We start from the raw sequence: 24,008 nt of genomic DNA on the forward strand, positions 1-24,008 counted from the left end.
AAGCTTTTCAACGAACTTGGTAGGTGTTTCTTTATCAGGAAAGGATGGTGTTTCTATCCTTTCTTTTTGTTTTACGAAGTCTCTGTATTCAGTAGACTTCCTGCTTAGAAAAGAATCTTAAATCTCTACTCTTTTCCTTTTCCTGATTGTGAGGTACATCCCCGCCATCATGGTGAATCCGAAGATACTGAAGAGGTACGGTGTAATGTCTCCACGAAGTCCGGTCGGAACCAAAGTGATTCTCGGGTTTTTGAAGGTAAACTCTTTCCCTTGATCCATAATCTCGGTAATCGAATAATCACACTCATTAATATGAACTTCCTTAATCGTTATCGGTGACTCGTGACCGGAATTGTTCACTACCGCTTTCGCTACTTCATATCCTTCGTCTTTTGACTCCAATATTTTGTAGTACAAGTTTGCATCCAAGTCTAAACTGATTGACTCACCGTGCTTCAGAGAAATCTTTGGCAAGTACGTCTTAACCGTCTTATTATCCCCTATTGGAACGGGTATTTCGTCCTTATATCTGCCGGTTACTATGTCCCCCTTCCCCGGATTCTCCGCTATCCACTTGTTGATTATCGTTTCGATTTCTCTATAGTTCAGTGCTTCATACTCGGAACCGTTATACTTATATAAAGCAATGTAGAAATCAAATTTCTTGTTTAGAGCTTCCTGTGAATAAGCTGTGCCTCCAAATTCTTGAACAATCTTCTTGATGGTGACAGTCTTCTTAGGCTGTTCCTTTTGATAGCTGTTTTGGAACTTAAAGATTCCGCATGCCGTATTGTCAATGGATTTGGGACCATTCGGACCGCCTCCGCCTATATATCTGTACTGTGTACCTGGTTCATCCGGATCCAAAACCGCTTTAGCCTTGTTGTTCTCTAAACCGTTAATATACTCCCAAACATGATAATCATATTTCTCGGAATCAAGGTTATTTACTGTAATGCTAAGCTTTGGCTTACCGTTTGCTTCGTTGATGAGTAGAATCGTAACTTCATGATTCTCTCCGTCAATGGTAACCGGCACTTTCTTACCGTTTCGGGATACTTCCGGATCATTCAGAGCATCTGCCCAAGGCGCCTCTTCAAAGTTGATTGTTAAGAAAGACTTTGCAGGATTCGTTCCCGGCTTATTCTCCGATCTTAAAATATCAAACTTGAGTTGCTGGACTATCTCCTTTCCAAACTTCGTTACGCCGGAACTGTTATTTACAAGCTTCTTATCCAAGCCGACAAAGGTTTTCTCAATTTTTAAATCAGCCCTGTTGACCTTGATTATCGGTCTTTTATAATCTTTGCTCTTATCCTGGCCTTTCCACTTATAACCGAATTTCGCTTCATCGTTCGTATATAAACCAAATTTTTTTGCAGAGGTTCCATACATTGCAGAGTTGCTAAACTCTGACGGTAAGCTAATTTCTTCTCTCCTGAAAATGTCTTGCAAGTCTGTACGTTCATCTCCTTCGTCTTTTGAAGCTTGACCATTTCGGAGCTTTTCGTAAGCCTTTACACTTGGTTTGATTGTCGCAGTTAGGCGTATTTCATACCCTCCGGGTAATGCGAAATCTGCCGGGTCGGTACTTAGTTTTATTTTACCTCCCTGTTCCAAGCTAGCTAACGGCTTTTCAAGAATGAATTTCTTCAGACCCATATCTTTTAATTGAGCTTCTGTTAGAGCATTCCCGTCCGGTTCTACTCCATTCGACTTCATCTTAAATACTTCAACTTTAAGCTCTGTATCCTTCACAAAAGTAACATTTTCGCTTAAGGTATCATTGATTGTAAGATTTGTTGCCTTTGGAGCTATTGTGTTTTTAAGCTCTATAAAAGTGGACTTTAATAACTCGGGAGTTGAACCATCATATACTTTATGATCTACATTTTTTGCTAACGCAGATCCGGCACGAATGAATTTCGATCCAAAACTCGCCCACTTACTGTCCTGATCAAATGCATGAGCTTCTGTAAGTTCCTTCAAGTGAGGCCAGTTTTTCGTATTTCCTATTCCTATGCTATAAAAAGCAGAATACCTATCAATTTTTGCCAGTAATCCCCTAGCTTGATTTAGTCCTACTCTGTTGAATGTTTTTCCATTTCCATAGGAGTAGCCCCTCTTTAAGTTTGTGACAGTTTCGAAAACACTGCTGTAATTTTTATTAAAACCTGTATTAACGGTTGTATCATCGTATTGTCCATCTTCAAGAGCGTAGCTGTACATAGGATCTCCGTCTGCAAGCATAACAACAATCTTTTTTGCATTCGGTCTAGCTTTATTGGCTCCCACTATTTTGCCTTGAAGTTTTTGGTATTCGTCTCCAGTCAATAAATAGTTCATTCCAATTATTGCAGCTACATAGTTCGCTCCTGTGTTTACAGACTCAGTTTCAGGAAGATTTTTAAGGTTTCTTTTAAACTGTTCTGCAGAAGATGTAAATTCGTATACACGGGTGGTATCATTGAACGGAGTATCTGTAATTGTAATTGATTCAGGTTTTACCTTCGATTTCTTTTCATCAGCCAGTATTCTTCTGTCTCGAGTTGGTCCTCCCCAGTAAAAGTATCCACCTTGAGCTACCGTTTCTTTTCTATCACCGCCAAATCCAACTAAAGCAAATTGTGCATCATAGTTTTTATCACCTGAAATATCATCCACCATCGCATTGATATATTCTATGGTCTTATCTTTTCTACTTACTAGTGATTTTTTTGACGCAAAATCATCTTCGGTATAGTCTCCAAGCCCTTCAATCGTCTCGAACGGCAGGTTCATACTCTTAGTAGTATCCAACAAGAAAATGATGTCCAGCTCTTCTTTTGTTTGATTTTTAACTTGTCCTGTAAGAGTCAAGTCGTATGTTCCATCAAGATTGTCTTTAATAAACTTTTCATTCCGAGGCTCTACCTCTTTATCATCAATCTTGGTGACTGTTACAGGATCAATATCATAAACGAAATAGAAGTCATATGTACCGCAGTACTGTATCTGTCCAGCACTGTTATACCAATACCATCTTGTATCATGTTCTCCATTGCGGTAGCTTTTCCAGGTCATAAATCCTGTGTCATTAATGTATTTAACGCCTTCTCCAAATTCTTTTGGAGGGTTGGAACTATCGTACTTATACTGGATATCAAAATAATCCGTACTATTTCCATTGTTTATGTATTGTAGATTGTCATAGGGAAGCTTAAAGGGATAAACTTCAACAAACTTATATCCATAGAAAGATTTTAATGCATCTCCACTAGGTGTAGAATCCGGATTCGGACTTCTATTAAAGAACGTTTGTCCAACATATAGCTGAGAGCCATAGATGCCCGAACGTTTTTTAATTTCAACCCTTTTCGTTGGCCAAATCTCATTAAAGTTCTTATCCACATAATGAAATCTGATTGGCGGACAGTTTGCTAACTCATCATCAGTCCAAGTAATCTGATACAAGGAGAAAGAATCCACCGTAAATTCCTTGGTGATTGTTTCCTTCTTTACTTCCTCATCACTATCACCATTATTTGTTTTCAAGGTGCTTTTTGAATTTTCTAATTCCTTTTCATCTTCACTATTGTAAGTTGCATCATCATTTACAATAAGTTTTTTAGATGCATTTGCTTGAACTACCGTGTCTACCTTTTCAATCTCTTTTGTTTCATCATTTTCTACCAGGTGATGAATGGAGATTGTGTCGGGGGAAACCGTTTCAGGTAAAGCCTTCTTATCAATAGTAATTCTTACCGATACCGGAGACTTTGGCTCTACTTCTGTAGCGCTGTCTTTCTTATCCACAAAGCGGATATCCAAGCTAGCTGCATCGTCGTAGATGGAATGCTCCTTCAGAACCTTAACCTGTTCTTCGGAAAGCTTTTCTCCTTCGGTTTCTTCTTCCGGCTTAAAGAGACGCTTTGCTTCTAAAACCACTTCTTTATCGAAAGCCGCTTCTTCATAGAACACTTCTACGGTTGCAAAGCCTTCGATTTCAACGTTCTGGCTCTTTCGGCCAAGCTCATTTAAGCTGTACTGTGAGAATCTCGCCGATACCAGCTCTCCCAGGAATTCTTCATAGTGGCTGATAACATCCTGTAAGAAGCCGCTAAACTTTACTTCAACTTCTTTAGTGCTTTCTTTCTTTACCGGAGCTTCGGCCGCAGTTTCCGTTTCCGCAGACTCTTCGTTCTTCTCTTCAGCCTTTACTGCCGCCTCGGATGTCTCTTGTTCGCTTGTTTCTTCCTTCTTTTCCTCGGAAACAATGCTTACCTTGGATGCACTGTCTTCTGTGCTTGCCTCCGTAACGGAAGCTTCGGTAGTTTCTTCTTTCGATGCAGCCTGCTTGGCTGTTTCCTTTACTTCTTCAGAGGATGTAGTGGACTCTGCAAGCTGTGCTTCCGATGCAGTGTTCTTCGCCTCTGTACTTTCTTCTATCTTACTTTCCGGCGCCTTCGTAGTTTCTACCGGAACTTTCTTTTCTTCTTTCTTCAGCTTATCCACAAGTTCCTTGAAAAGCTGTGTCTTCGGAGATACCGTAACCTTCGGGTACTTGTTTCCGTCTACGGAAAGCTGGAAGGTGATTCTGTGGTCCGCCTTATTCTTATAAAGGAAGGTAATTAACTCGCTTCCTGTCAGCTCCGTGTTTCTTACCAGGTTGCTGTCAGAAGCAAGGTTTTCCTCTTCTTCCTTCTTAACGGACTCTGTTTCTTCTCCCTTCGGGAACAACTGTTCCAGCTGACTCTTTCCGTCATAGAGAAGCAAGCTTTCCTTACTTTCTTTTCTAACGAGGTTGTCCAGATCCTGTGCATCTCTTTCTACAAAAACCTGTAAACCGGCTTCTTCTTCCGCAAGGCTTTCGGAAAGTCCTTCGGAGATACTGTCTAAAGGAATCTCGTAAACTTCTTTATCCAAGGAGAAGATTCCTGCATAGCTCTTCTGTAATTCCTCATCCTTGCTGTATCCCTTTAAAACCGAATCGTCAACTCTCTCTCCCTTTTCAATCGCTTCCTTTGCCGCTCTTCTTAAGTCTTCTCCAAGAAGCTGTACCTTCACCTGTGTTCCGGAAACGGAGATTTCGTTATTCTGTTCTTTATTCCCCTGTTCCGCTCTTCCGGGAATCGTTAGTCCTCGATAGCCCGTGAACAGGAGGCACGCAATCAAGAGCATAGAAAGCTTCTGCTTCATACCCTTGTTCATATTCATTATATGATTGTTCTGATTAGTCTTCATCATACCTACCTCTTCACAGCACCTTGTCATTTCTACAGTAATAACAGTTTCGTCAGTACAGTACGGGCTCGATGTTGCGGGCGTTCCTCCTCTGTAACTCACTCTATACTTTTCGATTGCATCGGATGTGATACAATCCCTACTCTGATATCGATTCTATCAATCCCATTTTCTTTTTCAATAGACCTTGCTTAAGAGGCCTTTAAAATGTCATAGAATCGGTTTTCCCCGTTTTGAAACAAAAATTTCTTGTTTTGGGATTGGAGAAATCATTGTCATAAACCGCATCATAGCTCTTTTATTTTGTGCAGTTTTTCTTTTACCTCCTTCAAGTTGAAATATTTTCTTAGTTTTTCCTCTCTTCTTTCTTTAGAAGAGGAGTCTGCATGGAATTTAACATTTCTTTCTCGATGCCCTTCTGCTCCACTCTATTCTTTCATTGGAGAAGGGTGTTTTTGCATTTCGTAATTGCTAAAAATATTAAATTCTTAAAACATTTTTCGACAAGCTTTATTTTTTTAATAAATTGATTTTGCCATTTTTGTTAATTTTTTTTCAAAGAAACAGATTACAAAGCTAAAAATGGCTATTTTAGGGCATTTTAAAGGGTGGGGATTCTCTTACAAATTTTTCTGCATTTAGTGGAAAGTATGCTATATTTATTCGTGGACAAAATGTCCGGGTGGATAGAAAGTCATTTTCAAAGAGTAAAAAATAGAATGTTTAAGAAAGAAGGAGACGGAATGACGATACAAGAAGAAAAAGCTTATCAAGAATTACAGATTTTAGAAGAGAGATACCCTGTGCTTGTCCCGTTGCATAAGGAGATTGCAGAGGCATTTTCCATGATGCGGGATTCTTTTGAAAGGGGCGGCAAGCTTCTTCTTTGCGGAAACGGCGGAAGCTCCGCGGACAGTGACCACATTGTCGGAGAGTTAATGAAGGGTTTTTGTAAGAAGAGAAGGATTTCCGAAGAGCTCTCTTCCGAACTCAAGACTCTTTACGGTGAGGCGGAAGCGGAGTATTTTACAAAGCATTTGGAGCAGGGACTGCCGGCTATCGCTTTCAGCGCGCAGACTGCGCTGCATACAGCGTATAGCAACGACCAGGATGAGGCCTTATTTTACGCACAATGTCTCTTAGGATACGGAAAGAAGGAGGATGTGCTTTTCGGCATCAGTACTTCAGGCAATGCAAAGAATGTGGGATATGCTTTAAAGCTCGCCAAAGCTATGGGGATTAAGAGCATTTTACTGACAGGAAAGGACGGCGGTACCGGAAAGGAGCTGGCCGATCTCTCCATCATTGCACCCTCCAAGGAAACTTATCAGATTCAGGAGCTGCACCTGCCGATTTATCACTGTCTGTGTTTGATGATAGAAGCATATTTTTTTGGATGAACAAAGACTAGTATTTCAATGGCTATGAAAAAATATAATCTTGACAAAAACAGTAAACTGACGGATGAGCAGTTTTTAGAATTAAAAGAAGCAGCCCTGCGCCCACTCTCCTTTGATGAAGATTGCCCTGAACTAACAGACGAAGAACTTGCCCGATTTAAGAGAATTGCAGAAATAAATAAAGAAGAGAGAAGGAAGCAATCTGTAACTCTTCGTTTATCCCCACATGCTCTTAAAAAGGCAAAGTCTCTCGGAAAGGGATACACTTCCGTATTAAGTAGGATATTGGAGTCTGCCTTAGATGATAATGAATTGCTAAAGAAAAGCTTATAATATCGCCTTTACCGCATCCAAAAATGTAGGAAAGTAGGAGAAGTCTTGCTTTCCTTCTTTTTTTGCTTTTTTCAGCTCCTCTTGTCCGTAGCCTGTACCGAGGAGTATAGGATTAACACCAAAGTTCCCGCCGGCCAAGCAGTCCAAAAGCTTATCTCCTACCATATAGGAAGAGCTGAGCCAGCTCTTTCTATCGGGAAGCGTTCGATTCTCTTCTTCCAGCTCTGCTTCTTCCCTTGCAGTCAATCTATAGGGGGAGTGAATTTGTATGGTATGAGCAACACTTTCTATGCCACTTAATTCCTTCTCTATGGTTTTTCCGGCACTATTTCTCTCTTCCGTAAGCATATCCCATTCCGCCTGATAGAAGAGTCCGGCCTTCGGCTTTCTGCAGAAGCAGTCGGTATTGTACGGAGGAAGTCCCTCCAAGTGGTGAGGGCAGTAGTAGATTCCTTGCAGGAGTATGCCCTGCTTCCTAAGCTCCTCTCTCATATAACGGTGAAGCAGCTCTGCATCTTTTTCCGTGTAATATCCTCTTCCAATTCCTGCCTGATTCGTAATCACAACAAGCTGAAAGCCGTGCTCATAGAGAAGCTTCATCCCCTCTATCACGCCGGGCAGAAAACGGAAGTCCTCCGCCTTATGGAGGTAAGAAACTTCTTCGTTAATTGTTCCGTCCCGATCTAAAAATACGGTTTTTTTCAGCATTTTCCGCTCTCCACATCTTCCCTAAACTGCGCATAGTCTTCCGGAATCCCGATATCCATAAAGTAGCCGTCCGAGGGAATCGCCTGAAGATAAAGGCCGTCCTCTAGCCATGCCGGGATGCAGTCATTTTCCAAACTCTGCTTTCCTTCGGGGATTTTCTCAATAAGGCTTTTTTGCATGACATAAATGCCCCCGTTGATTTCTCCGGGGCGCGGTGCTTCCGCCTGATCCGAAGACATTTTCTCATTCCAACGAAGAATCCGCCCGCTTTCATCCTTAAGGATTGCTCCGTAGCGGGAGATATCCTCTATTTTCCGGCTGGCAATCGTCATAGCCGCCTTGTTCTTAAGCTGCTCTCTTAGCAAGCTTTCATAATCCGTATGGAAATAAGTATCCGCGTTTAAGACGAGGACATTTTCCCCGGAAACATGGAAAAGAGCATTGCGAATCGCACCGCCTGTCCCTAATGGACTGTCCTCATACGAATAGGAAATAGAAAGTCCATAGTCCTCTCCGCTCTGAAAATACGCCTCTATCTGTTCTCCCATATAGCCGAGGGCAAATATCAGGTGCTTTACACCGCTCTCGGAAAGCATTTTCACAAGGTAATGCAAAAAGGGCTTTCCGGCTATATCCGCCATGGGCTTCGGGCGGTCGGAGACCACTGAGCGAAGCCTCGTACCAAGGCCTCCGCATAAAAGAATTGCTTCCATAGATTTTTCCTAGCTCCTTCCTAACTATGCTGTGCTCGTATCAAGTTGTATTGCAATCGAATCCGATGCTACTGAGGGATTCTCATTGATGATTTCAAGTAGTTTTTCTATTCTTCCTCGCTTTTTACTGCTTTATGAGATAGTTTGGATTTTATCCCATCATTTATCACCTCAGTTTTGTCTTTTGGGGATTTATCACCTCATTTATCACCTCATTTTTACCTTTTTTGGGATTTATCACCTCATTTATCACCTCATTTTTACCTTTTAAGCGATTTATCCCATCATTTATTCCATCATTTTTGCCTCAGTGTCCACTTCTCCGGACTTTGTTACACTATAAGTATGATTTTGGGATTGTATGTGATTTTAGCCGCATACTGCGATTTTGCAGCTGTTGGAATAAGGGGTAATCTGAGCCCGCCGGTACTTGCGAAAAACAAAGAAACTGCAGTTTTTCGCTTATTATCCGCAAGGACAGACTTTTCATCAGAAAAGTCGTCCTGTAGCGGACCAACTTCCGAAGGAATTTGCTTTGCGAAGCAAAGTGAGCAATGGGCTACCGAGCCCATGCTCAGTCAGGGCGAAGTTAGCGGGAGCGTGCCCCTGTTTCAACAGCTGCAAAATGCAGTGTTAGCATAATCTTCTTACACTCCAAAATCATCCTTTATCCCCTTAAACACTGCATCGGGGGAGAAATATTCCGCAATATACTCTGTCGCCTTCTTCGAATACTCCCGAATCCTCGGCAGATTCCGGTACAGCAGCACCGCTTCGTCGGCGAATTTCCGGGGATCGTCCTCTACGACCATGACTTCCTTCGCATGGGGAATGCCTTCTGCGCCACAGGAGGTGGTAAGCACTGCAGCACCCTCATGGAGGGCTTCCACTACCTTTCCTTTTACCCCTGCGCCGTAGCGGAGCGGAACAATCACAAGACGGCTTTCCTGATAGAGCTCATGCAGTCTCTCATCGCTCACAAAGCCGAGAACCTCGACTCCTTCTATCTTTTCCAGCTCCTTCACCTTTTCCGTAACGTGACTTCCTACAATACGGAACTTCAGCTCCGGGAGCTGTCTTTTCATAAAGGGAAGGATTTCTCGAGAGAACCAAAGAACGGCGTCCTCATTGGGCGGGTGCGCAAAGCCTCCCACAAAGAGGATTCCCTCTCTTTCTTCTCCAATCTTCTCTACTGCTGCAGGCTTATCAAAGACATAGGCGGTAATGGCCTTTACCGGGATACTGTCGTCTATCTTATGGATTTCCTCGACTTCCAAAGAAGAGGGATAATAGTTCATTTCCGCCTTGCCCATCACGGAGAACTCCATATTTTTAAAATACTGAATTTCTTCCAGAAGCTCCGGTCGCTGCTCGAGCTCGTACTCTCTTTGGAGACGGAGGAAGTGCAGGTCGTGTCCGTAGAAAATAATCTTCCAGGGCGTATTTTCCTTAATGAAATCAATGTACTTTGTCGCAATATGCGGACGGTTCAAATACGCGACGTCAATCATGTCCTTGTTTCGCTCCATCCAGTTCCAGATATCGCCCTGCATCTTCGTGCCGTAAAGCACCTCGATTCCGAGTTCCTCCAAAGCGGAGGTATAGGGTTCCTCATGGAGGAAGTTATCCCCGAGGAATTTCACGATTACCCCTTTGTCCGTCAGCATTTTCAGGTACTGATAGGTCGTTTTTGAACCGGCATCCTTATCGAAGGTCGGTACATAGTGGTCAACAAAGAGAACATAGCGCCTTCCCTGCCCCCGTTCCCTTGCACGGAAAGGATTGGGATTACCGGTATTGACACTCTGTTTTTTCAGCTCTTCCTTCCACTTTTCCTTGAATTTCTCCTGATTTACCTTCTGATAACGCTTTAAGCCGCTGCCCTCCACATCGGTGCCGTTTGAAATTCCCTCATAGTGGATGACCTTGGAGCGTGGCTGATACAGCACCTTAAAGCCGTGCTTCCGCACGGAGAAGGCGAGGTCGGAATCCTCACAGTAAGCCGGAGCAAAGAGTTCGTCAAAGCCCCCGATTTCTTTCCAAAGGGAAGTGCGAATGAGAATTGCCGCACCGGAGATATAGTCCACTTCCTTCACATAATTATATTCCGGATCATCCGGGTTCTGCAGTCTTCCGTAGTTCCAGCCGGAGGCATCGGACCAGATAATTCCGCCTGCCTCCTGAAGCCTTCCGTCCGGGTAGACGAGCTTTGATCCCACCATACCGGCATCCGGGCGCCTTTCCATAAGCTCAAGCAGGGAAGAAAGCCAGCCTTCGGTCACTTCCGTATCATTGTTTAAGAAGAAGATATATTCTCCTCTTGCGACTTCCGCTGCCTGATTGCAGTTTTTCAGGAAGCCCATATTTTCTTTATTTCGAGCAATGACGAGGTTCTCCGAAAAGAGACGCAGATCCCTCGTTGCGTCAGTGGAAACATCATCCGCAATAATCACTTCGTAAGGCGTTTCCTCCTGGCTCGTGTGAGCAAGGATGGATTGCAGGCAGCGATAGGTATAGTGAATCTGGTTATAGCAGGGAATGATAATGCTGACCTTCGGCTGCTCCATTTTCTCAAAACGAACTTTTCCGCCCTCTATGTAAGCCTTTCCGATTTTAAAATGCCCTAAAATCCGATTTCTTCCGTCCGGAAGAAGATAAAGAAGCATCGTTCTGATCGGGTGCAAAAAGGTCTGCGTGATATAGTGGAGAATCAGTCTTCTCCTGCTATCCTCCGGAAAACGGCGATTGAAAGCGGAAGAGACTTTTCTTCTTACACGGGAATAGAGGCTCTGATGTTTTTCAAAGTACGCCTTTTCCGTCTGAAGCTGCGCAATATCCCGTTCGTGGGTGCTGATCACCTTTTCGAGGTTTCCGACGTGCACCTGGGTCAGACGCAGCACTTCTCTTTCTTTCTTCAGTGCCACATCTTTGTCCTTTATATCTTCCTGAAGATGCGCAATGATTTGCTCTTTTTCCTCTATCACTTCCTTTTGCTTTCGGAAGTTTTCGGGGCTGAAGCGCTGGCTGCGGTAAGCCCAGATATTGCTCTCCTCGCTCTCTCCGTGTACTTCCTCCTGGAATTCTCTTTCCTTCTTCTCCGCAGCGAGAAGCTCCGGCTTTCCCACGGAGAAAAGACGGAAAAAGCTCTCTTCGTCTCTATATCTTAATTTATGCTTATAGCTTTCGTACCAGTAATGGAGAATCCGATACTCCAGAAAGCTCCTTTCCACGCCCTCCGGAAATACCCATTCGCAGTCAATGAGCACCGCCTTATCCTGCACCATTAAGACATTTTCAAAAAGCAAATCATAATTCGCAGGCTGGATCCACTCCTCCCTTCCAAGAAGAAGAACTAAGGCCTCCGTAATTTCCTTAACGGGCGCTTTTCCGTCGGAAATCAGTTCTCCGAGGATTTCGGAAATGCTCTTTCCCTTTACAAAGGGATAGGCGATATAGGAGAGTGCGTCCGAGGATTCATAGGCTCTATGGAACTGCATTTCCTCCAGGACGCTGACATTTCGATCGGCAAAAAATGCTTCCATCAGCTTCCGTTTTTCCGGAAGGGACTCGATGTGCGCATTGGCTTCCTTCGTTATGCCCTCTTTTAAAACGAACTTTTCCCCTTTTTTCTCCGTAAGGATTTCCGTCTTGATGGCATACTCGGGCTTTCTGCTGGAATTGTACTTAATATAGTCCACTCTCTTACTGTGGATGTCCTTCATGCCCCGAATGCCCGCCGTGTCCTTTCTAAAACGATAGAGAAAGCAGGGCGCAAAGGCGGGAAATACCCCTTCCTCGGAGAGGGCGATAATGCTCTTTCCCTCCTCTCCTTCCTTCGGGAGTCTGTCCTTGGTATAAAAATGAATGGGATAATCCAGAGACGGAAGCGGAAAATACACTCTTCCCTCTCCCTTCTCATACTTTGTGAGCAGGACTTTCTCAATGCTTTGTAACTCCAATAGGTTTGTATAGGCGAGTTCCTTCTCCAGATACTCTGTCGCCAGGCTCTCCATACTTTTCTCATTATGTATTCCCAAAACAATTTCCCCTCCGGGAACCAGATATTTTTCCATAAGGGAAGAAAGCAGGAACTCCAACGAGTCCTGAAAAAGCGTAAGGAGACGCTTCGTAAGGTTCGGAATCAAAATGTAATCATATTGTCCTTCCTCCAGGCGAAGCGAGAGACGTTTTACCCGTCTCTTTAAGCGGCTTGCAAACATCTCCTCCGTCTCTTTATCGGAAAGAAGCAGAACTCTCGCATCTCTTTCCAAACCGCCTTCAGCCGGGAAGAAATAGATCCAATCTATGAGATTGCCTTTATATTCGCTAAATGTCATGCGTCATGCCTTTCCAGAGTCACCTTCGACTCCATATCGTAAATCCCCACCGTATTTTTATTGGACAGCACGGTGATGCTGGTAATATCGTATTTTCTGTCATAAACGGTATGCTCTCCGCCCTCAAAGCCCGTACAGGAAATGGAAAGGAGATACTCTCCGCCCTGCAGGTTCATTTTCTGGGTGAAGGAGCAGATATACTCGTCTCCGGCCTTCACACCGGGAATATTTTCCCCTTCAAAAAGCGTATTGGTTCCGCTTAAATCCATGCCGCGCTTATCCTTTATCGTGAAGGTGAAAATCGGGGACGCAATGTCGTCATAAAAGCGTATTCTCTCCCGGATGGTGAAGTTCTCTCCTTTTATGAGAATGTTGCTGAGCTTCCCTTCGTTGTCGAAAATACCGAAGTCCACAATCTCCGCCTTTCCGTTTCCGTAGAGCTGCGCGGAGGGGTTGATGCTCATCTCGTCCTTCATGAGGTGCGAAAGGTCCGTCTCGGCATCCTTACTGCTTTCCGATTCTACAGCTTCTTCCTTCGCCTGTCCCGCCTTCTCCTGTCCTATCGTACCCGCTGTCGTCCCGTCCCCAAGGAAATCCTGCTCATCCACAAACTTCTCCGCTGCGGGGTTCTTTCCGGCAAGGATTTTCTTATACTGATCCACCATTTCTCCGGGAAGGCCTTCCCCGACCTTTTCTCCCTTGTTGAAGAGAATCACGCGGTCGCAATATTTCATAACGGATCCGAGGTCGTGCGTTACCATGAGAATGGTCGTTCCCTTCTTCTTCAGCTCATCCATGCGGTGATAGCATTTTGCCTGAAAGAAGACGTCTCCTACAGAAAGAGCCTCATCAACAATCAAGATTTCGGGGTCGATGGAAATGTAAAGGGCAAAGGCCAGGCGGACGAACATACCGCTGGAATAGGACTTCACGGGCTGATACACGAAGTCTCCGATGTCGGCAAAGTCCAGGATATCCGGAAGCTTCTTGTCCATTTCCTCCTTACTGATACCCATCATGGTGCCGTTCATGTAAATGTTTTCAATCCCGGTATAGTCCTGATTAAAGCCTGCGCCAAGCTCCAGGAGTGCGCAGACGGTTCCCTTCGTTTCCACGCTGCCGCTTGTCGGGGTCAGTACACCGGTAATAATCTTCAGCATTGTGGATTTTCCGGAGCCGTTTGTTCCGATAATCCCCACCGCTTCTCCTTTTTTTACGGAAAAGGATATGTCCTGCAGGGCAAAAAAGTCCTTATGATAGGACTTCTTTCTTATGCTGACACTTTCCAGCAATCTATCTATAGCGCGGTCATACAAACGGTAGACCTTGCTTACCTTTTTCACGGAAATCAGTTCTTCGTTTTCCATTTGCCTCCCTCTTTGCTCTATGCATTCTTTCTTTAAAGACATTTGGAAAAATTATACCATTCCGAAGAACTATGGTCAAAGAAAAGGCGTATTCCGTTCACACAAAAAAACAGCTCCACTTTCGTGGAGCCGCTCTTATTAATCTACCTGATATGGCAATAATGCGATGTGTCTTGCACGCTTAATTGCTGTTGTAATTGCTCTCTGGTGAGATGCGCAGGTACCTGTGATTCTTCTGGGAAGAATCTTACCTCTCTCAGAAATGAACTTTCTAAGAGTTCCTACGTCCTTATAATCTACCGGCTTGGACTTCTCTCCGCAGAATGCACAAACTTTCTTTCTGCTGCGGAAGCCGCCGCCAGCGCGTCTTGGTCTTGCTGAACCGCTTTTATCTGACTTCTGAAATGCCATGGCTTTCCTCCTTCTATGGCAGACTACTTCTGCCTTTTTTCATCCTGAGGAAAACTTCCCAACCTAGGTGAAGGGGAGTCCCTCGTCCTCTACCCCATCAGGTATACTCATAAATCCTTCGCTTAAATCGTCTGTTCCGCCCATAAACGGACTGTTCGATTCTCTGGAATAGGAAGAGCCGTTTCCGCCTCCCTGTCCTTTGCTGTCCGCGAACTCCTGGTCATCCACAATAATATCCGTGGTATACACCGTCTGTCCGTCTTTGTTCTGATAACTGCCGGTTTGAATGCTTCCGGAAACCAACATACGCATCCCCTGATGCATATATTTCTCGGCGAATTCCGCTCTCTGTCCGAAGGACACGCAACGGATAAAGTCTGCCGTCGGCTGACCGTCGTTCTGGTTTCTTCTGCCTCTTCTGTCTACCGCAAGAGTGTATCTTGCAATAGCCATGCTATTCTCCCCTTGGGAATACCGAATCTCAGGATCTCTTACCAATCTACCCATTAGGATAACTCTGTTCATCTTTTACTCGCTTTCCGCTTGCTTATTCAGCTACAGTTTCTGCTGCATGCTCCGTTGTCTTAGCCTGTGCTGTTTCTTCCGGCTTAACAACAAGATAACGGATTACCGGCTCCATAATACGAACCTGGTTCTCGAGCTCGTTAGGAGTGTTTGCATCTCCTGTGAACGGGATGAAATAGTAGTAGGCTTCCTTCATGTGCTGAATTTCGTAAGCCAGTCTCTTCTTTCCCCACTCTTCGATAGGCTCAACAACAGTTCCATTGTAACGGGTAATAAATCCCTTGATCTTTTCAATGGCTGCCGCTCTCTCCTCATCATCGAGCTTCGCACTGAGAACAACGCATAACTCATACTTGTTCATTCGCTTTTACCTCCTTATGGTCTCTGGCCTTTCCTAATGGAAAAGCAAGGAATAGTGATACAGTCGTCTATTTTAGCAAAAAAACTGTTATTCCGCAAGCTAATTCTGGATTTATGCTACCTTTTCTTTACACACCGGTTTTTAGGGAAGGCACACGGCGTTTCTCGTTCTGCCTTCCATAGCTTCCGTTGCTATGGCTTACCACCGCACTTCCGGTATACCGGACTTAAATGTCATCCGAAAAATGAATCCGTTCGCCGGAAAGTCTTCTCAGCAGCTCCTCCTCGCTTTCATCCGGATAGCCGGTATAGGATAGAAAGAGCGGCTTGTTTAAAATCTTCATCATAAGAACCGGATTTTCCGGAAGTGCATCCTCCTCGGAATCCAGTAGCGCTTCCTTTTTTCTCCGTTCCAAAAGTGCCTTTGTCGGTACCGCGTAGAGGACATTTATCCCTTCTTCCGCCTCGCTTTCCTCTTTGGAAAGCTTCGCCACCGTCCGAAAGCCGTAGGGACTGTAAATGCTTTCCGCTACGGGAATCAGGATGCAGAAGACTTCTCCCTCTTCTTTTAAGAGTTGAAAGGCGTAACGGAGGAGTTCTCCCATGATGCCCTGTCTTCTTTTCTCTTTTTTCGTCGCTACCGCATAGATATAGCTGGCGGTGATTTCCTTTCCGAAAAAAGAAAGCAGGAAGGGATTTAAGTGAAGCATGGCAATAATCTGCCCGTCTTCCTCCATGGCAAGAATCCGCTTCGGCCTCTCCTTGTAATAAAAGTCCAGGAACGCTTCCGTATCTTCAGGAAAAATCTCCCGATACAAGGCCTTCGTCCTTTCCTGCTCTTCCGGCGTTTTAAGAAGGAGTATCTTCCTCGTCATACTGCATAACCTCTTCCTCAAACTTATCTACAACAAAGTCTTCATAGCCCTTGAAATCCTTCTGCACGACCATATACTTCCGCGCAAAATCAATGGGATTATAGCTTTCCTTCGCCTTTCGCAGGCCGGCAAGTCCCATGTCGTCCTCTCGATTCACAAGCTTCGCCTGCGGGAACTCATGCAGTAAAAATTCCTGGTTAATAACCTGGTAAATGCCCGGAATCTCGGGATTGCCTTTCTCTATGGAAATGCTGGCCATTTCCTCCCTCGGGTTATAGGCCCCGATGGAAAAAGCTTCCAGTCGGCCATCAATAAAAATGCCGCCGATATAATGGTCAATGCTCATGCAATTCTGCAAAACTTCATGAATCCCCTTGATTTCATATTCCAGGGTATCTTCGCCGTTTCCTTCTTCCTTGACACGAGACTGATACCATCGGTCCAAAAACTCCCAAACAACGACCTTCTCACTGCAGCAAATGCTCCGGTACTCCCAGCGTCCCTCATATTCTCTCTTGAACTTGTTTACCAGGTTCTTCTTCTTATGAAAACGCTTCCCGGGCAGAGTCCTAAGCTCCTCCGCATCATAGAGATAGTCCTTAAAATCTTCCTCTTCCTTCACCAGATAACGCGGGTTCTCTTCCAATTTGAGAAACTTCACCGCCTCCTCATCCGCAAGATAAATCTTGAGAGGTTGGTTCAAAACCTGATTAAAATACTCCTCAATTCTCTGAAAATAAATCGGGAGATCCTCTTCATCACAATACGGCATCGCCGTATATTTCTCACCTTCCCGATCCATCAGAAGAAAAAGGGCCTTGTCCTCCTCTTCAGCGACCATAATATCGCAGTACTCTCTCCATAAATAACTGTCAAGGGCACAGCTGTCACAGGTTCTGTTCGGTCTGCGATAAAAATACGGCGCGATATGCTTGGAGTCTTCAGCCCGCAGTACTGAAAATTGCAGCTTTTTTGCATCCTGCATGAATATTCGTTCCTTTCCTTTTACACTCTAGGCTTATTATTTTACCACAGATTGAAAAAAGAAAAGGAAAAAAGAACTGATTTCCTCCTTTCTTTATGCTTTTTTTAGCTTTCATCGGAAGACATCTTCTCTGTAGACTCCTCTCCAATGATTTCCTTCAATCTAGCACGGCCAAATGCCCTCGCCTAGTCCCTTTATTCGGATAATATCCGTTTACGGATATGCTATTCCGTAGATTTCTTTCAGTTCGTCCGTGTATTCTCCATCTTCCCGATAAACCACAAGCGGAGGGAGGATGCGCAGTTCTACACCGGCATCCTTTCCCGCCTCCATGAGAAAGAGCTTGGCCTCTCCGTTTAGATAGGAGTGCACCATTTGCAGCCGCTTCGGCTCAAGCTTATTTTCCCGCAAAATACTGATAATCTCCGCCATTCTTTTCGGACGATGCACGATAAAGAATTTTCCTCTGCTGTCCAAAGCAAAACGCGCAGCCTTGGCCACATCTTGAAAACGGCAGAGAATTTCATGTCTTGCGATGAGTTTCTTCGAGTCGGGGTTTTGCAAATCCGACTGCATATAGGGAGGATTGGCGGTCACGACCTGAAATCGATGGGCAAGTCGCTCTCCGCCTTTCATGCGAAGCTCTTCTATATGACAAAGATCTCCTGTCAGCATTTCCATTCGTTCTTCTTCCCGATTCAGGGAAATGGATCGCCTCGCAAGACTTGCCGCTTCCTCTTGAATCTCCACTCCGACGAGCTTTCCGGCCTCGGTTTTCGCAGCAAGAAGCAGAGGAACAATGCCGTTTCCGGAACACAAATCCAAAACGGCATTTCCCTTTTTTACCGCTCCCTTTGCAAAGGCACTGAGCAGTACCGCATCTATTCCATAACAAAAGGCTTCCGTATCCTGTACAATACGGTAGCCCTTACACTGCAAATCATCTATTCTTTCCAAAGCTTACTCCAAATCCATTTTCCGACGAGGCTTGAACTTCAAATCCGAAACCGAGTACTCCCTGAGTTCTTTTTCATCCTCTTTTTCCAGATTGACAATCAATTTTACTTTCTGATTCAGAACGGATACGGAAATCACCTCTCCCTTTAAGCCTTCACGCGTGGTCACAAATTCCCCGAGCGCGGGCAGCTTGGAGTTTAAAAAATCATAAACCTCTTCTTCATTTTTTAAACAGCACATCAATCTCCCGCAGACACCGGAGATACTGCTGGGATTTAAGGACAGACCCTGTTCCTTTGCCATCTTGATGGATACCGGTGCAAATTCCGAAAGAAAGCTATGGCAGCAGAGGGGTCTTCCGCAGACACCATAGCCGCCAAGAAGCTTCGTTTCATCCCGGACACCGACCTGTCTCAATTCAATTCTCGTTCTGAAGATGGAGGCCAGGTCCTTTACCAAAGCACGGAAGTCCACTCTTCCCTCCGCCGTAAAGTAAAACAAGGCCTTTCCCTTATCAAAGGTATATTCCACATCAATCAGTTTCATTTCCAAACCGTGCTCTTTAATCTTCTTCTGGCAAGTCTCATAGGCTTCCCGCTCTAAAGCGTGGTTTGCTTCGTACTGTACTCTGTCCTCCTCCGTAGCCTTACGGAGAATATCCTTTAACGGAGCAACAATTTTATCCTCCGTAATCTCCTGATTTTCTAAAAGTACCTCTCCGTATTCCACCCCTCTTGAGGTTTCCACAATGGCATATTCTCCGCGAGAAAAACTCACCCCCTTGGGAGAGAAATAATACACCTTCCCCGCCGTGCGAAACTTAACGCCAATCACTTCTGTCATATAGTAAAACTCCTATCCTTCTTCATGCAGTAGGAAAAATAAATCCATAATCTGTAGGGAAATTTGTACATTATACGTCTTCCCCCTCTTATATCGCTCCAGATATTCCCCCCATTTGCCAAGCAAGCGGAAAGAATATCTCTGCCCCATCTCGGCCAAACACGGAATTCCCTCTTTTTCATATAAAAGCGCCGGATTCCCCGTGCACTTATAGCATAACACATCCCTTAAAATAATATCAAGGAAGCAAAACAAATCCTCAGCAGGTACGGTAGAGAGCTCTTCCGCAAATTCCTGCATTTCCTGTTGTTTCTTAAAGGAAAGCTCCCGAAGAAAGGGTAAGAGCTTGATAAGCGCGGGATTCTGCGAAAAAAATCGAAGGCGCTTCTCTATATCCATTTCCCCCGCAAAGACCTTCACCACACGGCTTAAAACCGTATCCAAAAGCTTCGTTTCATTCTGAGCAAGGAGAAGAATCACCACAAAATCCGGTGCCTCTTCGAGCGTTTTCAAAATCGCATTTTGCGCCTCTACAGTCATGGTATCACTGTGTTTAATGAGATACAGCTTATACTCTCCCTCCTTTGGAGAAATATCGGCTGTGCCCTTGACCTCCGTACGAATCTGCTCTATGGAAATGCTGCTCTTTTTCCCGCCTCCGGCTTTCTCCTGAAAATCCACTACGATGCAGTCCGGATGCTCGCCTTTTTCAACACGAAGCGCCACATTTTCCCGATACTGCTCTTTCGTTGCAAAGCCCTTTTCCTGAAAATGCTTTTCTTCGGAGAGAAGCGTAATGGCAAATCGATTTGCCATGTTCACCAAATCTTCCTCTTCCTGTCCGAGTAGAAGATAGGCGTTATGAATTCGATTGGACGATATCTTGATTTCTTTCATCTTCCTTCCTAAGGCTTCTCCTCTACTCCGTATCCTTTTCGATTTCTCTCGTGCATTCCGAAAGAACCGTATCTTGTTCAATCTCTTTCGTGCATTCCGTAAGATCCGTATTTGGGTAACGCTTTCGGATGCCTGCCTGAGCCAGCTTATCCTCGGAAAAGTCTTCATCATCCGCTTTAAAGCGGCGAAGAATCTCTTCCCTTGTTTTCTTGCCGCCTCCCTCCTGTCTAAGAAAGGCGCGTTCCAGTCGAATTTCGTCCGGAACCTCAATATAGAGTGGAAAGATTCCCCGCTCCCCGAGTTTCTCTTTCAGCTGCAGATAGCTTTCGAGTGTCCCGATTGCCAGGTAACGCTTCTTTGCGGCTCGTTCCGTCTCAGCGGCTTGTTCGGTAACTGCCGTTCTTTCAGGCTTATCAGCTTGTACTGCGGATTCCGCCTCTTCGGGTAAGACGGTACCGTAATACCATTTTCCGAATACCGTATCATAGATACGATGCTCCGCCATTTCTCCGGTGGAAATCAGCTTTTCAAACTCTTCTTCGGAAATAAAATGATACTCCTGCCCCTCCGCCTCTCCTTCCCGCATCGGTCTTGTCGTATAGGGAATCAAGCGTCGGAAATGTCCTTTTTCAAGAAGCTTATGAAAGATGCTGTCTTTTCCGGATGCGGATTTTCCCATAAGGTAATAAATCATCAGTGTACCCCAGGTCCTTCTTCCACAACATCTCCGTCCGCAGCCTTCGGCGCCTCTCCGATGGCAACATGGTCGGAAGGAGCTTTTCCGGAAGAGGTTTCCGCCTTTGTGCTTTCGGCCTTCTTTGTTGCCGCAGTGGGAGATTCCCCGACAACACCATTTTCTTTCGCGGTGCTGCTTTCTTTCTTTGTCTCCGACTCCTTCGTGCTTTCTTTCGTTTCTTCCGTAGTGCTTTCCTTTGTGCTTTCCGTTTCTTTAGACTCTTCTGTCTGCTCCGTTGTCTCTTCTCGACTCTCTTTTTTCGTCTCCTTCGCTGCCTCCGTAATCACAACCGCATCCTTGGTCTGTTCCGTACTGACTTCCGTTTCCTTCAAGTTCGGAAGGCTGAAGCCGGAAATATTTTTAAATAAGATAAAACCTGCCACCACTGTCACTACGGCGATAGACAGGGCAAAAAGCAAACGTACAACGTCGCCGATAAAATTGGCTTCTTCATCCACTCTGTTTCGTTTATTTCGCTTATCTTTCATACTCTCCTCCATACCGACACTTATACAGTACATCAATATAGCATGGTAACGGCTCTGAAATCAAATTTTATCTCTTTCCTCATGAAACAAATTTCACTTCTCCGGATAAGAGAATTTGCGATGCACCGGAATCCAGGCTAAGGAAAAGTTCGCCATGCTTTGTAATTGCTGTCACTACTCCTTCTTTTTCGATTCCATTTTCCGAAAATAAAACACGTCTTCCCAAAACAAGATTATTTTCCCGATATTCCGGTAAAACTTCTTTTTCGTCGCAAATACAGAAGTAATGATAAAGAATCGTAGCCATTAGCCGGTTTCTGTCAAAATCAAAAAAGCGTTCCTCCTGATATTCTCCGAAAAGAGAGCCTGCAATTTCACTTATCTCTGCAGGATATCCGCCTTCCGGTGTGAAAAGATTAATCCCGATACCCATAATGCAATATTCCAAGGCTGGGCAGAATTTTCCTTCTGCAAGAATCCCGCAAACCTTTTTCCCATTTAAAAAAAGGTCATTTACCCACTTAATGGAAAGGGAAATATCGTAAAGCTCCTTCACAGCCCGCACGACCGCTACTGCGGCATGCGTCGTAATGGTTAATGCATCTCCCGAACTTTCCTTCGGCCTGGTTAAAATAGAAAAATATATTCCCATTCCCTTTGGAGAGTAAAAACTGTGTCCCTGTCTTCCTCTCCCGCCGCTTTGACAGTCCGTAAGATATACCGTGCCTTCCGGAGCTTCTCCCTCTTTTTTCAAAGACTCCTTCATATCGGTATTCGTCGATCCCGTTTCCGGAAAAATTTTCACAGACGGAAGAGGGAGCTTCTCTTGATGAGGAGAAGAGATAAGTTTCTCCTTAAAATAGGCAAGAATCTGTTTCTCATTTAAATCAATCATGACTTGGCTTTTTCCTTCTCTATCTTTAGAAGACCGGCATAATACTCTTCCAATTTGGAAAAGAGTTCTTTGTAATCCTTGAAAATCTGCTTCCGTTTCAATTCCGCGCCTATCGGATCATAAAGAAAATCATCGTCCTCTTTTATGGAAGCCATGTCCAATTTTCCCTCTTCATCAAATTGCAGTATAAATATCCCACCAATCTCTTCCGTATAAACGACGGCAATCTTCTGTAGGCTCTCTTGAACCTCTTCCGGAAGATTCTGAAAGCGAGGATTAAAAAAATATTTTTCAATATAGGAATTGGCTCCACACAGTACTCTTTTTGCGGCTTCTCCCTGTTCCGGCAAGTTCATGCTGTCCTCCTTCATCCGGTGAATTTTTATAACAAAAAAATCTCAAGGAAAACCTTGAGACAAAATGACGCCAACGAGACTCGAACTCGTGATACCACCGTGAAAGGGTGGTGTCTTAACCGCTTGACCATGGCGCCAAACTCTTTGTAGAGTGAAAGGCGAAGACCGGATTTGAACCGGTGATCAGGGTGTTGCAGACCCACGCCTTACCACTTGGCTACTTCGCCACACTTCCCTCGGTGAGAGATGTGAAACGCCTCCAGATGGACTCGAACCAACGACACCGCGGTTAACAGCCGCGTGCTCTACCGACTGAGCTATAGAGGCATAAATAAATATCCGTCAGAAAAGGATTATATCGAATAGGGCAAACCCTGTCAAGATAAATCCGCATTGCCTACGATTTCCGGACTCCGCAATCATTCCAGCAGTAAAACATATCAATCAGACGCATTGGATAAGCCCTCGACCTATTAGTAGCTGTCAGCTGAATGCTTTGCAGCACTTACACCTCAGCCCTATCTACCTCGTTCTCTTCAAGGGGTCTTACTCTTAACGATGGGATATCTCATCTTGAGGTTGGCTTCACGCTTAGATGCCTTCAGCGTTTATCCATTCCCAACTTGCCTACCCTGCGATGGGATTGATTCCCAACAGGTTCAGCAGAGGTCAGTCCATCCCGGTCCTCTCGTACTAAGGACAGATCCTCTCAAATATCCTACGCCCGCGCCGGATAGGGACCGAACTGTCTCACGACGTTCTGAACCCAGCTCGCGTACCGCTTTAATGGGCGAACAGCCCAACCCTTGGGACCGACTTCAGCCCCAGGATGCGATGAGCCGACATCGAGGTGCCAAACCTCCCCGTCGATGTGAACTCTTGGGGGAGATCAGCCTGTTATCCCCAGGGTAGCTTTTATCCGTTGAGCGATGGCAATCCCACTTTCATACCACCGGATCACTAAGTCCGTATTTCTACTCTGCTTGGCCCGTCAGCCTCGCAGTCAGGCTCCCTTATGCCTTTACACTCTTTGGATGGTTTCCAACCATCCTGAGGGAACCTTTGAGCGCCTCCGATACACTTTCGGAGGCGACCGCCCCAGTCAAACTCCCCACCTGACATTGTCCCTTGACCGGCTTACGGCCTAAGGTTAGAAATCCAATAACATAAGGGTGGTATCCCAACAGCGACTCTGATAATACCGAAGTACTATCTTCTCAGTCTCCCACCTATCCTGTGCATACATTACCGAATCCCAGTATCAAGCTGGAGTAAAGCTCCATGGGGTCTTTCCGTCCTGGCGCGGGTAACCAGCATCTTCACTGGCACTTCAATTTCACCGGGTGCATTGTTGAGACAGCGCTCAAATCATTACGCCTTTCGTGCGGGTCGGAACTTACCCGACAAGGAATTTCGCTACCTTAGGACCGTTATAGTTACGGCCGCCGTTTACTGGGGCTTCAATTCAAAGCTTCGATTGCTCTAACCTCTCCTCTTAACCTTCCAGCACCGGGCAGGCGTCAGCCCATATACTTTACCTTACGGTTTCGCATAGACCTGTGTTTTTGCTAAACAGTTGCTTGAGCCTTTTCTCTGCGG

At 45.0% G+C, this 24,008-nt stretch carries 20 protein-coding genes, 3 tRNA genes and 1 rRNA gene; 3 read left to right on the plus strand and 21 right to left on the minus strand.

Annotation, left to right across the window (positions count from 1 at the left end):
• Window positions 1-117: 117 nt before the first annotated feature.
• Window positions 118-5,226 carry a DUF7604 domain-containing protein gene (locus HMPREF9124_RS11230; protein ID WP_009429664.1) on the minus strand — a complete coding sequence of 1,703 codons (5,109 nt, stop codon included), beginning with the start codon at window positions 5,224-5,226 and terminating at the stop codon, window positions 118-120.
• A gap of 740 nt (window positions 5,227-5,966) precedes the next feature.
• Between HMPREF9124_RS11230 and HMPREF9124_RS11235 the strand changes: the two genes are divergently transcribed.
• Together HMPREF9124_RS11235 and HMPREF9124_RS11240 are read left to right on the plus strand one after the other, a co-directional pair.
• A complete protein-coding gene (locus HMPREF9124_RS11235) occupies window positions 5,967-6,623 on the plus strand; it encodes a D-sedoheptulose-7-phosphate isomerase (RefSeq protein ID WP_036598141.1) in 657 nt (218 codons plus the stop codon).
• An 18-nt stretch (window positions 6,624-6,641) separates the two neighbouring features.
• Complete coding sequence (locus tag HMPREF9124_RS11240; protein WP_009429905.1) at window positions 6,642-6,956, plus strand: BrnA antitoxin family protein; 315 nt, start codon at window positions 6,642-6,644, stop codon at window positions 6,954-6,956.
• Here HMPREF9124_RS11240 and HMPREF9124_RS11245 read toward each other — a convergent pair.
• Both HMPREF9124_RS11245 and HMPREF9124_RS11250 read right to left on the minus strand, forming a co-directional pair.
• Entirely contained in the window at window positions 6,951-7,664 is a 714-nt protein-coding gene (locus HMPREF9124_RS11245) for a D-glycero-alpha-D-manno-heptose-1,7-bisphosphate 7-phosphatase (RefSeq protein ID WP_009429430.1), read from the minus strand. The genes HMPREF9124_RS11240 and HMPREF9124_RS11245 overlap by 6 nt on opposite strands.
• Window positions 7,658-8,377, minus strand: coding sequence for a nucleotidyltransferase family protein (locus tag HMPREF9124_RS11250; RefSeq protein ID WP_009428809.1), 720 nt, complete (start codon window positions 8,375-8,377; stop codon window positions 7,658-7,660). Before HMPREF9124_RS11250 ends, HMPREF9124_RS11245 begins: the two co-directional genes overlap by 7 nt.
• A gap of 144 nt (window positions 8,378-8,521) precedes the next feature.
• Between HMPREF9124_RS11250 and HMPREF9124_RS12020 the strand changes: the two genes are divergently transcribed.
• Window positions 8,522-9,019, plus strand: coding sequence for a hypothetical protein (locus tag HMPREF9124_RS12020; RefSeq protein WP_175282435.1), 498 nt, complete (start codon window positions 8,522-8,524; stop codon window positions 9,017-9,019).
• A gap of 5 nt (window positions 9,020-9,024) precedes the next feature.
• Here HMPREF9124_RS12020 and HMPREF9124_RS11260 read toward each other — a convergent pair whose 3' ends face one another.
• From HMPREF9124_RS11260 to HMPREF9124_RS11345, 18 genes are all read right to left on the minus strand, one after another.
• Window positions 9,025-12,714, minus strand: coding sequence for a glycosyltransferase (locus HMPREF9124_RS11260; RefSeq protein ID WP_009429221.1), 3,690 nt, complete (start codon window positions 12,712-12,714; stop codon window positions 9,025-9,027).
• Window positions 12,711-14,081, minus strand: coding sequence for an ABC transporter ATP-binding protein (locus tag HMPREF9124_RS11265; protein ID WP_036597867.1), 1,371 nt, complete (start codon window positions 14,079-14,081; stop codon window positions 12,711-12,713). The genes HMPREF9124_RS11260 and HMPREF9124_RS11265 overlap by 4 nt, the downstream gene beginning before the upstream one ends.
• 138 nt (window positions 14,082-14,219) lie before the next feature.
• Window positions 14,220-14,492: a 30S ribosomal protein S18 gene (rpsR, locus tag HMPREF9124_RS11270; protein WP_009428553.1), complete on the minus strand. Its 273-nt coding sequence runs from the start codon at window positions 14,490-14,492 to the stop codon at window positions 14,220-14,222.
• A gap of 63 nt (window positions 14,493-14,555) precedes the next feature.
• A complete protein-coding gene (locus HMPREF9124_RS11275; protein WP_009427741.1) occupies window positions 14,556-15,017 on the minus strand; it encodes a single-stranded DNA-binding protein in 462 nt (153 codons plus the stop codon).
• Between the two features lie 22 nt (window positions 15,018-15,039).
• On the minus strand, window positions 15,040-15,378 hold the full coding sequence (gene rpsF / locus HMPREF9124_RS11280) for a 30S ribosomal protein S6 (RefSeq protein ID WP_009429918.1): 339 nt from the start codon (window positions 15,376-15,378) through the stop codon (window positions 15,040-15,042).
• 226 nt (window positions 15,379-15,604) lie between these two features.
• Complete coding sequence (locus HMPREF9124_RS11285; RefSeq protein WP_009428176.1) at window positions 15,605-16,252, minus strand: GNAT family N-acetyltransferase; 648 nt, start codon at window positions 16,250-16,252, stop codon at window positions 15,605-15,607.
• On the minus strand, window positions 16,227-17,237 hold the full coding sequence (locus HMPREF9124_RS11290) for a DUF2156 domain-containing protein (RefSeq protein WP_009429995.1): 1,011 nt from the start codon (window positions 17,235-17,237) through the stop codon (window positions 16,227-16,229). The genes HMPREF9124_RS11285 and HMPREF9124_RS11290 overlap by 26 nt, the downstream gene beginning before the upstream one ends.
• Window positions 17,238-17,450: 213 nt before the next feature.
• A complete protein-coding gene (locus HMPREF9124_RS11295) occupies window positions 17,451-18,194 on the minus strand; it encodes a tRNA1(Val) (adenine(37)-N6)-methyltransferase (protein ID WP_009428336.1) in 744 nt (247 codons plus the stop codon).
• Window positions 18,195-18,197: 3 nt separating this feature from the next.
• The gene (locus tag HMPREF9124_RS11300) at window positions 18,198-19,037 is read right to left on the minus strand and encodes a PSP1 domain-containing protein (RefSeq protein ID WP_009429580.1); all 840 of its coding nucleotides are present in this window, start codon (window positions 19,035-19,037) and stop codon (window positions 18,198-18,200) included.
• Between the two features lie 12 nt (window positions 19,038-19,049).
• Window positions 19,050-19,934 (minus strand): hypothetical protein, encoded by an 885-nt coding sequence (locus tag HMPREF9124_RS11305; protein ID WP_009428720.1) that lies wholly within the window; start codon window positions 19,932-19,934, stop codon window positions 19,050-19,052.
• A 22-nt stretch (window positions 19,935-19,956) separates the two neighbouring features.
• Window positions 19,957-20,628 carry a guanylate kinase gene (locus HMPREF9124_RS11310; protein ID WP_009428510.1) on the minus strand — a complete coding sequence of 224 codons (672 nt, stop codon included), beginning with the start codon at window positions 20,626-20,628 and terminating at the stop codon, window positions 19,957-19,959.
• Complete coding sequence (locus tag HMPREF9124_RS11315; RefSeq protein ID WP_009427685.1) at window positions 20,628-21,158, minus strand: hypothetical protein; 531 nt, start codon at window positions 21,156-21,158, stop codon at window positions 20,628-20,630. Before HMPREF9124_RS11315 ends, HMPREF9124_RS11310 begins: the two co-directional genes overlap by 1 nt.
• A 79-nt stretch (window positions 21,159-21,237) precedes the next feature.
• Window positions 21,238-22,053 carry a biotin--[acetyl-CoA-carboxylase] ligase gene (locus tag HMPREF9124_RS11320; RefSeq protein WP_009429791.1) on the minus strand — a complete coding sequence of 272 codons (816 nt, stop codon included), beginning with the start codon at window positions 22,051-22,053 and terminating at the stop codon, window positions 21,238-21,240.
• Window positions 22,050-22,409: a DUF6145 family protein gene (locus HMPREF9124_RS11325; protein ID WP_009428999.1), complete on the minus strand. Its 360-nt coding sequence runs from the start codon at window positions 22,407-22,409 to the stop codon at window positions 22,050-22,052. Before HMPREF9124_RS11325 ends, HMPREF9124_RS11320 begins: the two co-directional genes overlap by 4 nt.
• Before the next feature lie 65 nt (window positions 22,410-22,474).
• Window positions 22,475-22,546: transfer RNA gene (locus HMPREF9124_RS11330), tRNA-Glu, on the minus strand.
• A 19-nt stretch (window positions 22,547-22,565) separates the two neighbouring features.
• Window positions 22,566-22,636 (minus strand) — tRNA-Cys (locus tag HMPREF9124_RS11335).
• 27 nt (window positions 22,637-22,663) lie between these two features.
• Window positions 22,664-22,736: transfer RNA gene (locus HMPREF9124_RS11340), tRNA-Asn, on the minus strand.
• Between the two features lie 126 nt (window positions 22,737-22,862).
• Window positions 22,863-24,008, minus strand: a 23S ribosomal RNA gene (locus HMPREF9124_RS11345); the annotation flags it as partial.

The organism is Oribacterium sp. oral taxon 108 str. F0425 (genome assembly GCF_000214455.1).
In the GTDB taxonomy this organism is placed as follows: Bacteria; Bacillota; Clostridia; order Lachnospirales; family Lachnospiraceae; genus Oribacterium; species Oribacterium asaccharolyticum.

Excerpts from the sequence above, each read along its gene's own strand:
- HMPREF9124_RS11275 (WP_009427741.1), bottom strand. The coding sequence starts at position 15,017 with ATGAACAGAGTTATCCTAATGGGTAGATTGGTAAGAGATCCTGAGATT.
- HMPREF9124_RS11260 (WP_009429221.1), bottom strand. The coding sequence starts at position 12,714 with ATGACATTTAGCGAATATAAAGGCAATCTCATAGATTGGATCTATTTC.
- HMPREF9124_RS11240 (WP_009429905.1), top strand. The coding sequence starts at position 6,642 with ATGGCTATGAAAAAATATAATCTTGACAAAAACAGTAAACTGACGGAT.
- HMPREF9124_RS11315 (WP_009427685.1), bottom strand. The coding sequence starts at position 21,158 with ATGAAAGATAAGCGAAATAAACGAAACAGAGTGGATGAAGAAGCCAAT.
- HMPREF9124_RS11285 (WP_009428176.1), bottom strand. The coding sequence starts at position 16,252 with ATGACGAGGAAGATACTCCTTCTTAAAACGCCGGAAGAGCAGGAAAGG.
- HMPREF9124_RS11245 (WP_009429430.1), bottom strand. The coding sequence starts at position 7,664 with ATGCTGAAAAAAACCGTATTTTTAGATCGGGACGGAACAATTAACGAA.
- HMPREF9124_RS11310 (WP_009428510.1), bottom strand. The coding sequence starts at position 20,628 with ATGATTTATTACCTTATGGGAAAATCCGCATCCGGAAAAGACAGCATC.
- HMPREF9124_RS11235 (WP_036598141.1), top strand. The coding sequence starts at position 5,967 with ATGACGATACAAGAAGAAAAAGCTTATCAAGAATTACAGATTTTAGAA.
- HMPREF9124_RS11250 (WP_009428809.1), bottom strand. The coding sequence starts at position 8,377 with ATGGAAGCAATTCTTTTATGCGGAGGCCTTGGTACGAGGCTTCGCTCA.
- HMPREF9124_RS11300 (WP_009429580.1), bottom strand. The coding sequence starts at position 19,037 with ATGACAGAAGTGATTGGCGTTAAGTTTCGCACGGCGGGGAAGGTGTAT.
- HMPREF9124_RS11325 (WP_009428999.1), bottom strand. The coding sequence starts at position 22,409 with ATGAACTTGCCGGAACAGGGAGAAGCCGCAAAAAGAGTACTGTGTGGA.
- HMPREF9124_RS11320 (WP_009429791.1), bottom strand. The coding sequence starts at position 22,053 with ATGATTGATTTAAATGAGAAACAGATTCTTGCCTATTTTAAGGAGAAA.
- HMPREF9124_RS11265 (WP_036597867.1), bottom strand. The coding sequence starts at position 14,081 with ATGGAAAACGAAGAACTGATTTCCGTGAAAAAGGTAAGCAAGGTCTAC.
- HMPREF9124_RS11290 (WP_009429995.1), bottom strand. The coding sequence starts at position 17,237 with ATGCAGGATGCAAAAAAGCTGCAATTTTCAGTACTGCGGGCTGAAGAC.
- rpsR (WP_009428553.1), bottom strand. The coding sequence starts at position 14,492 with ATGGCATTTCAGAAGTCAGATAAAAGCGGTTCAGCAAGACCAAGACGC.
- HMPREF9124_RS11305 (WP_009428720.1), bottom strand. The coding sequence starts at position 19,934 with ATGAAAGAAATCAAGATATCGTCCAATCGAATTCATAACGCCTATCTT.
- rpsF (WP_009429918.1), bottom strand. The coding sequence starts at position 15,378 with ATGAACAAGTATGAGTTATGCGTTGTTCTCAGTGCGAAGCTCGATGAT.
- HMPREF9124_RS11230 (WP_009429664.1), bottom strand. The coding sequence starts at position 5,226 with ATGATGAAGACTAATCAGAACAATCATATAATGAATATGAACAAGGGT.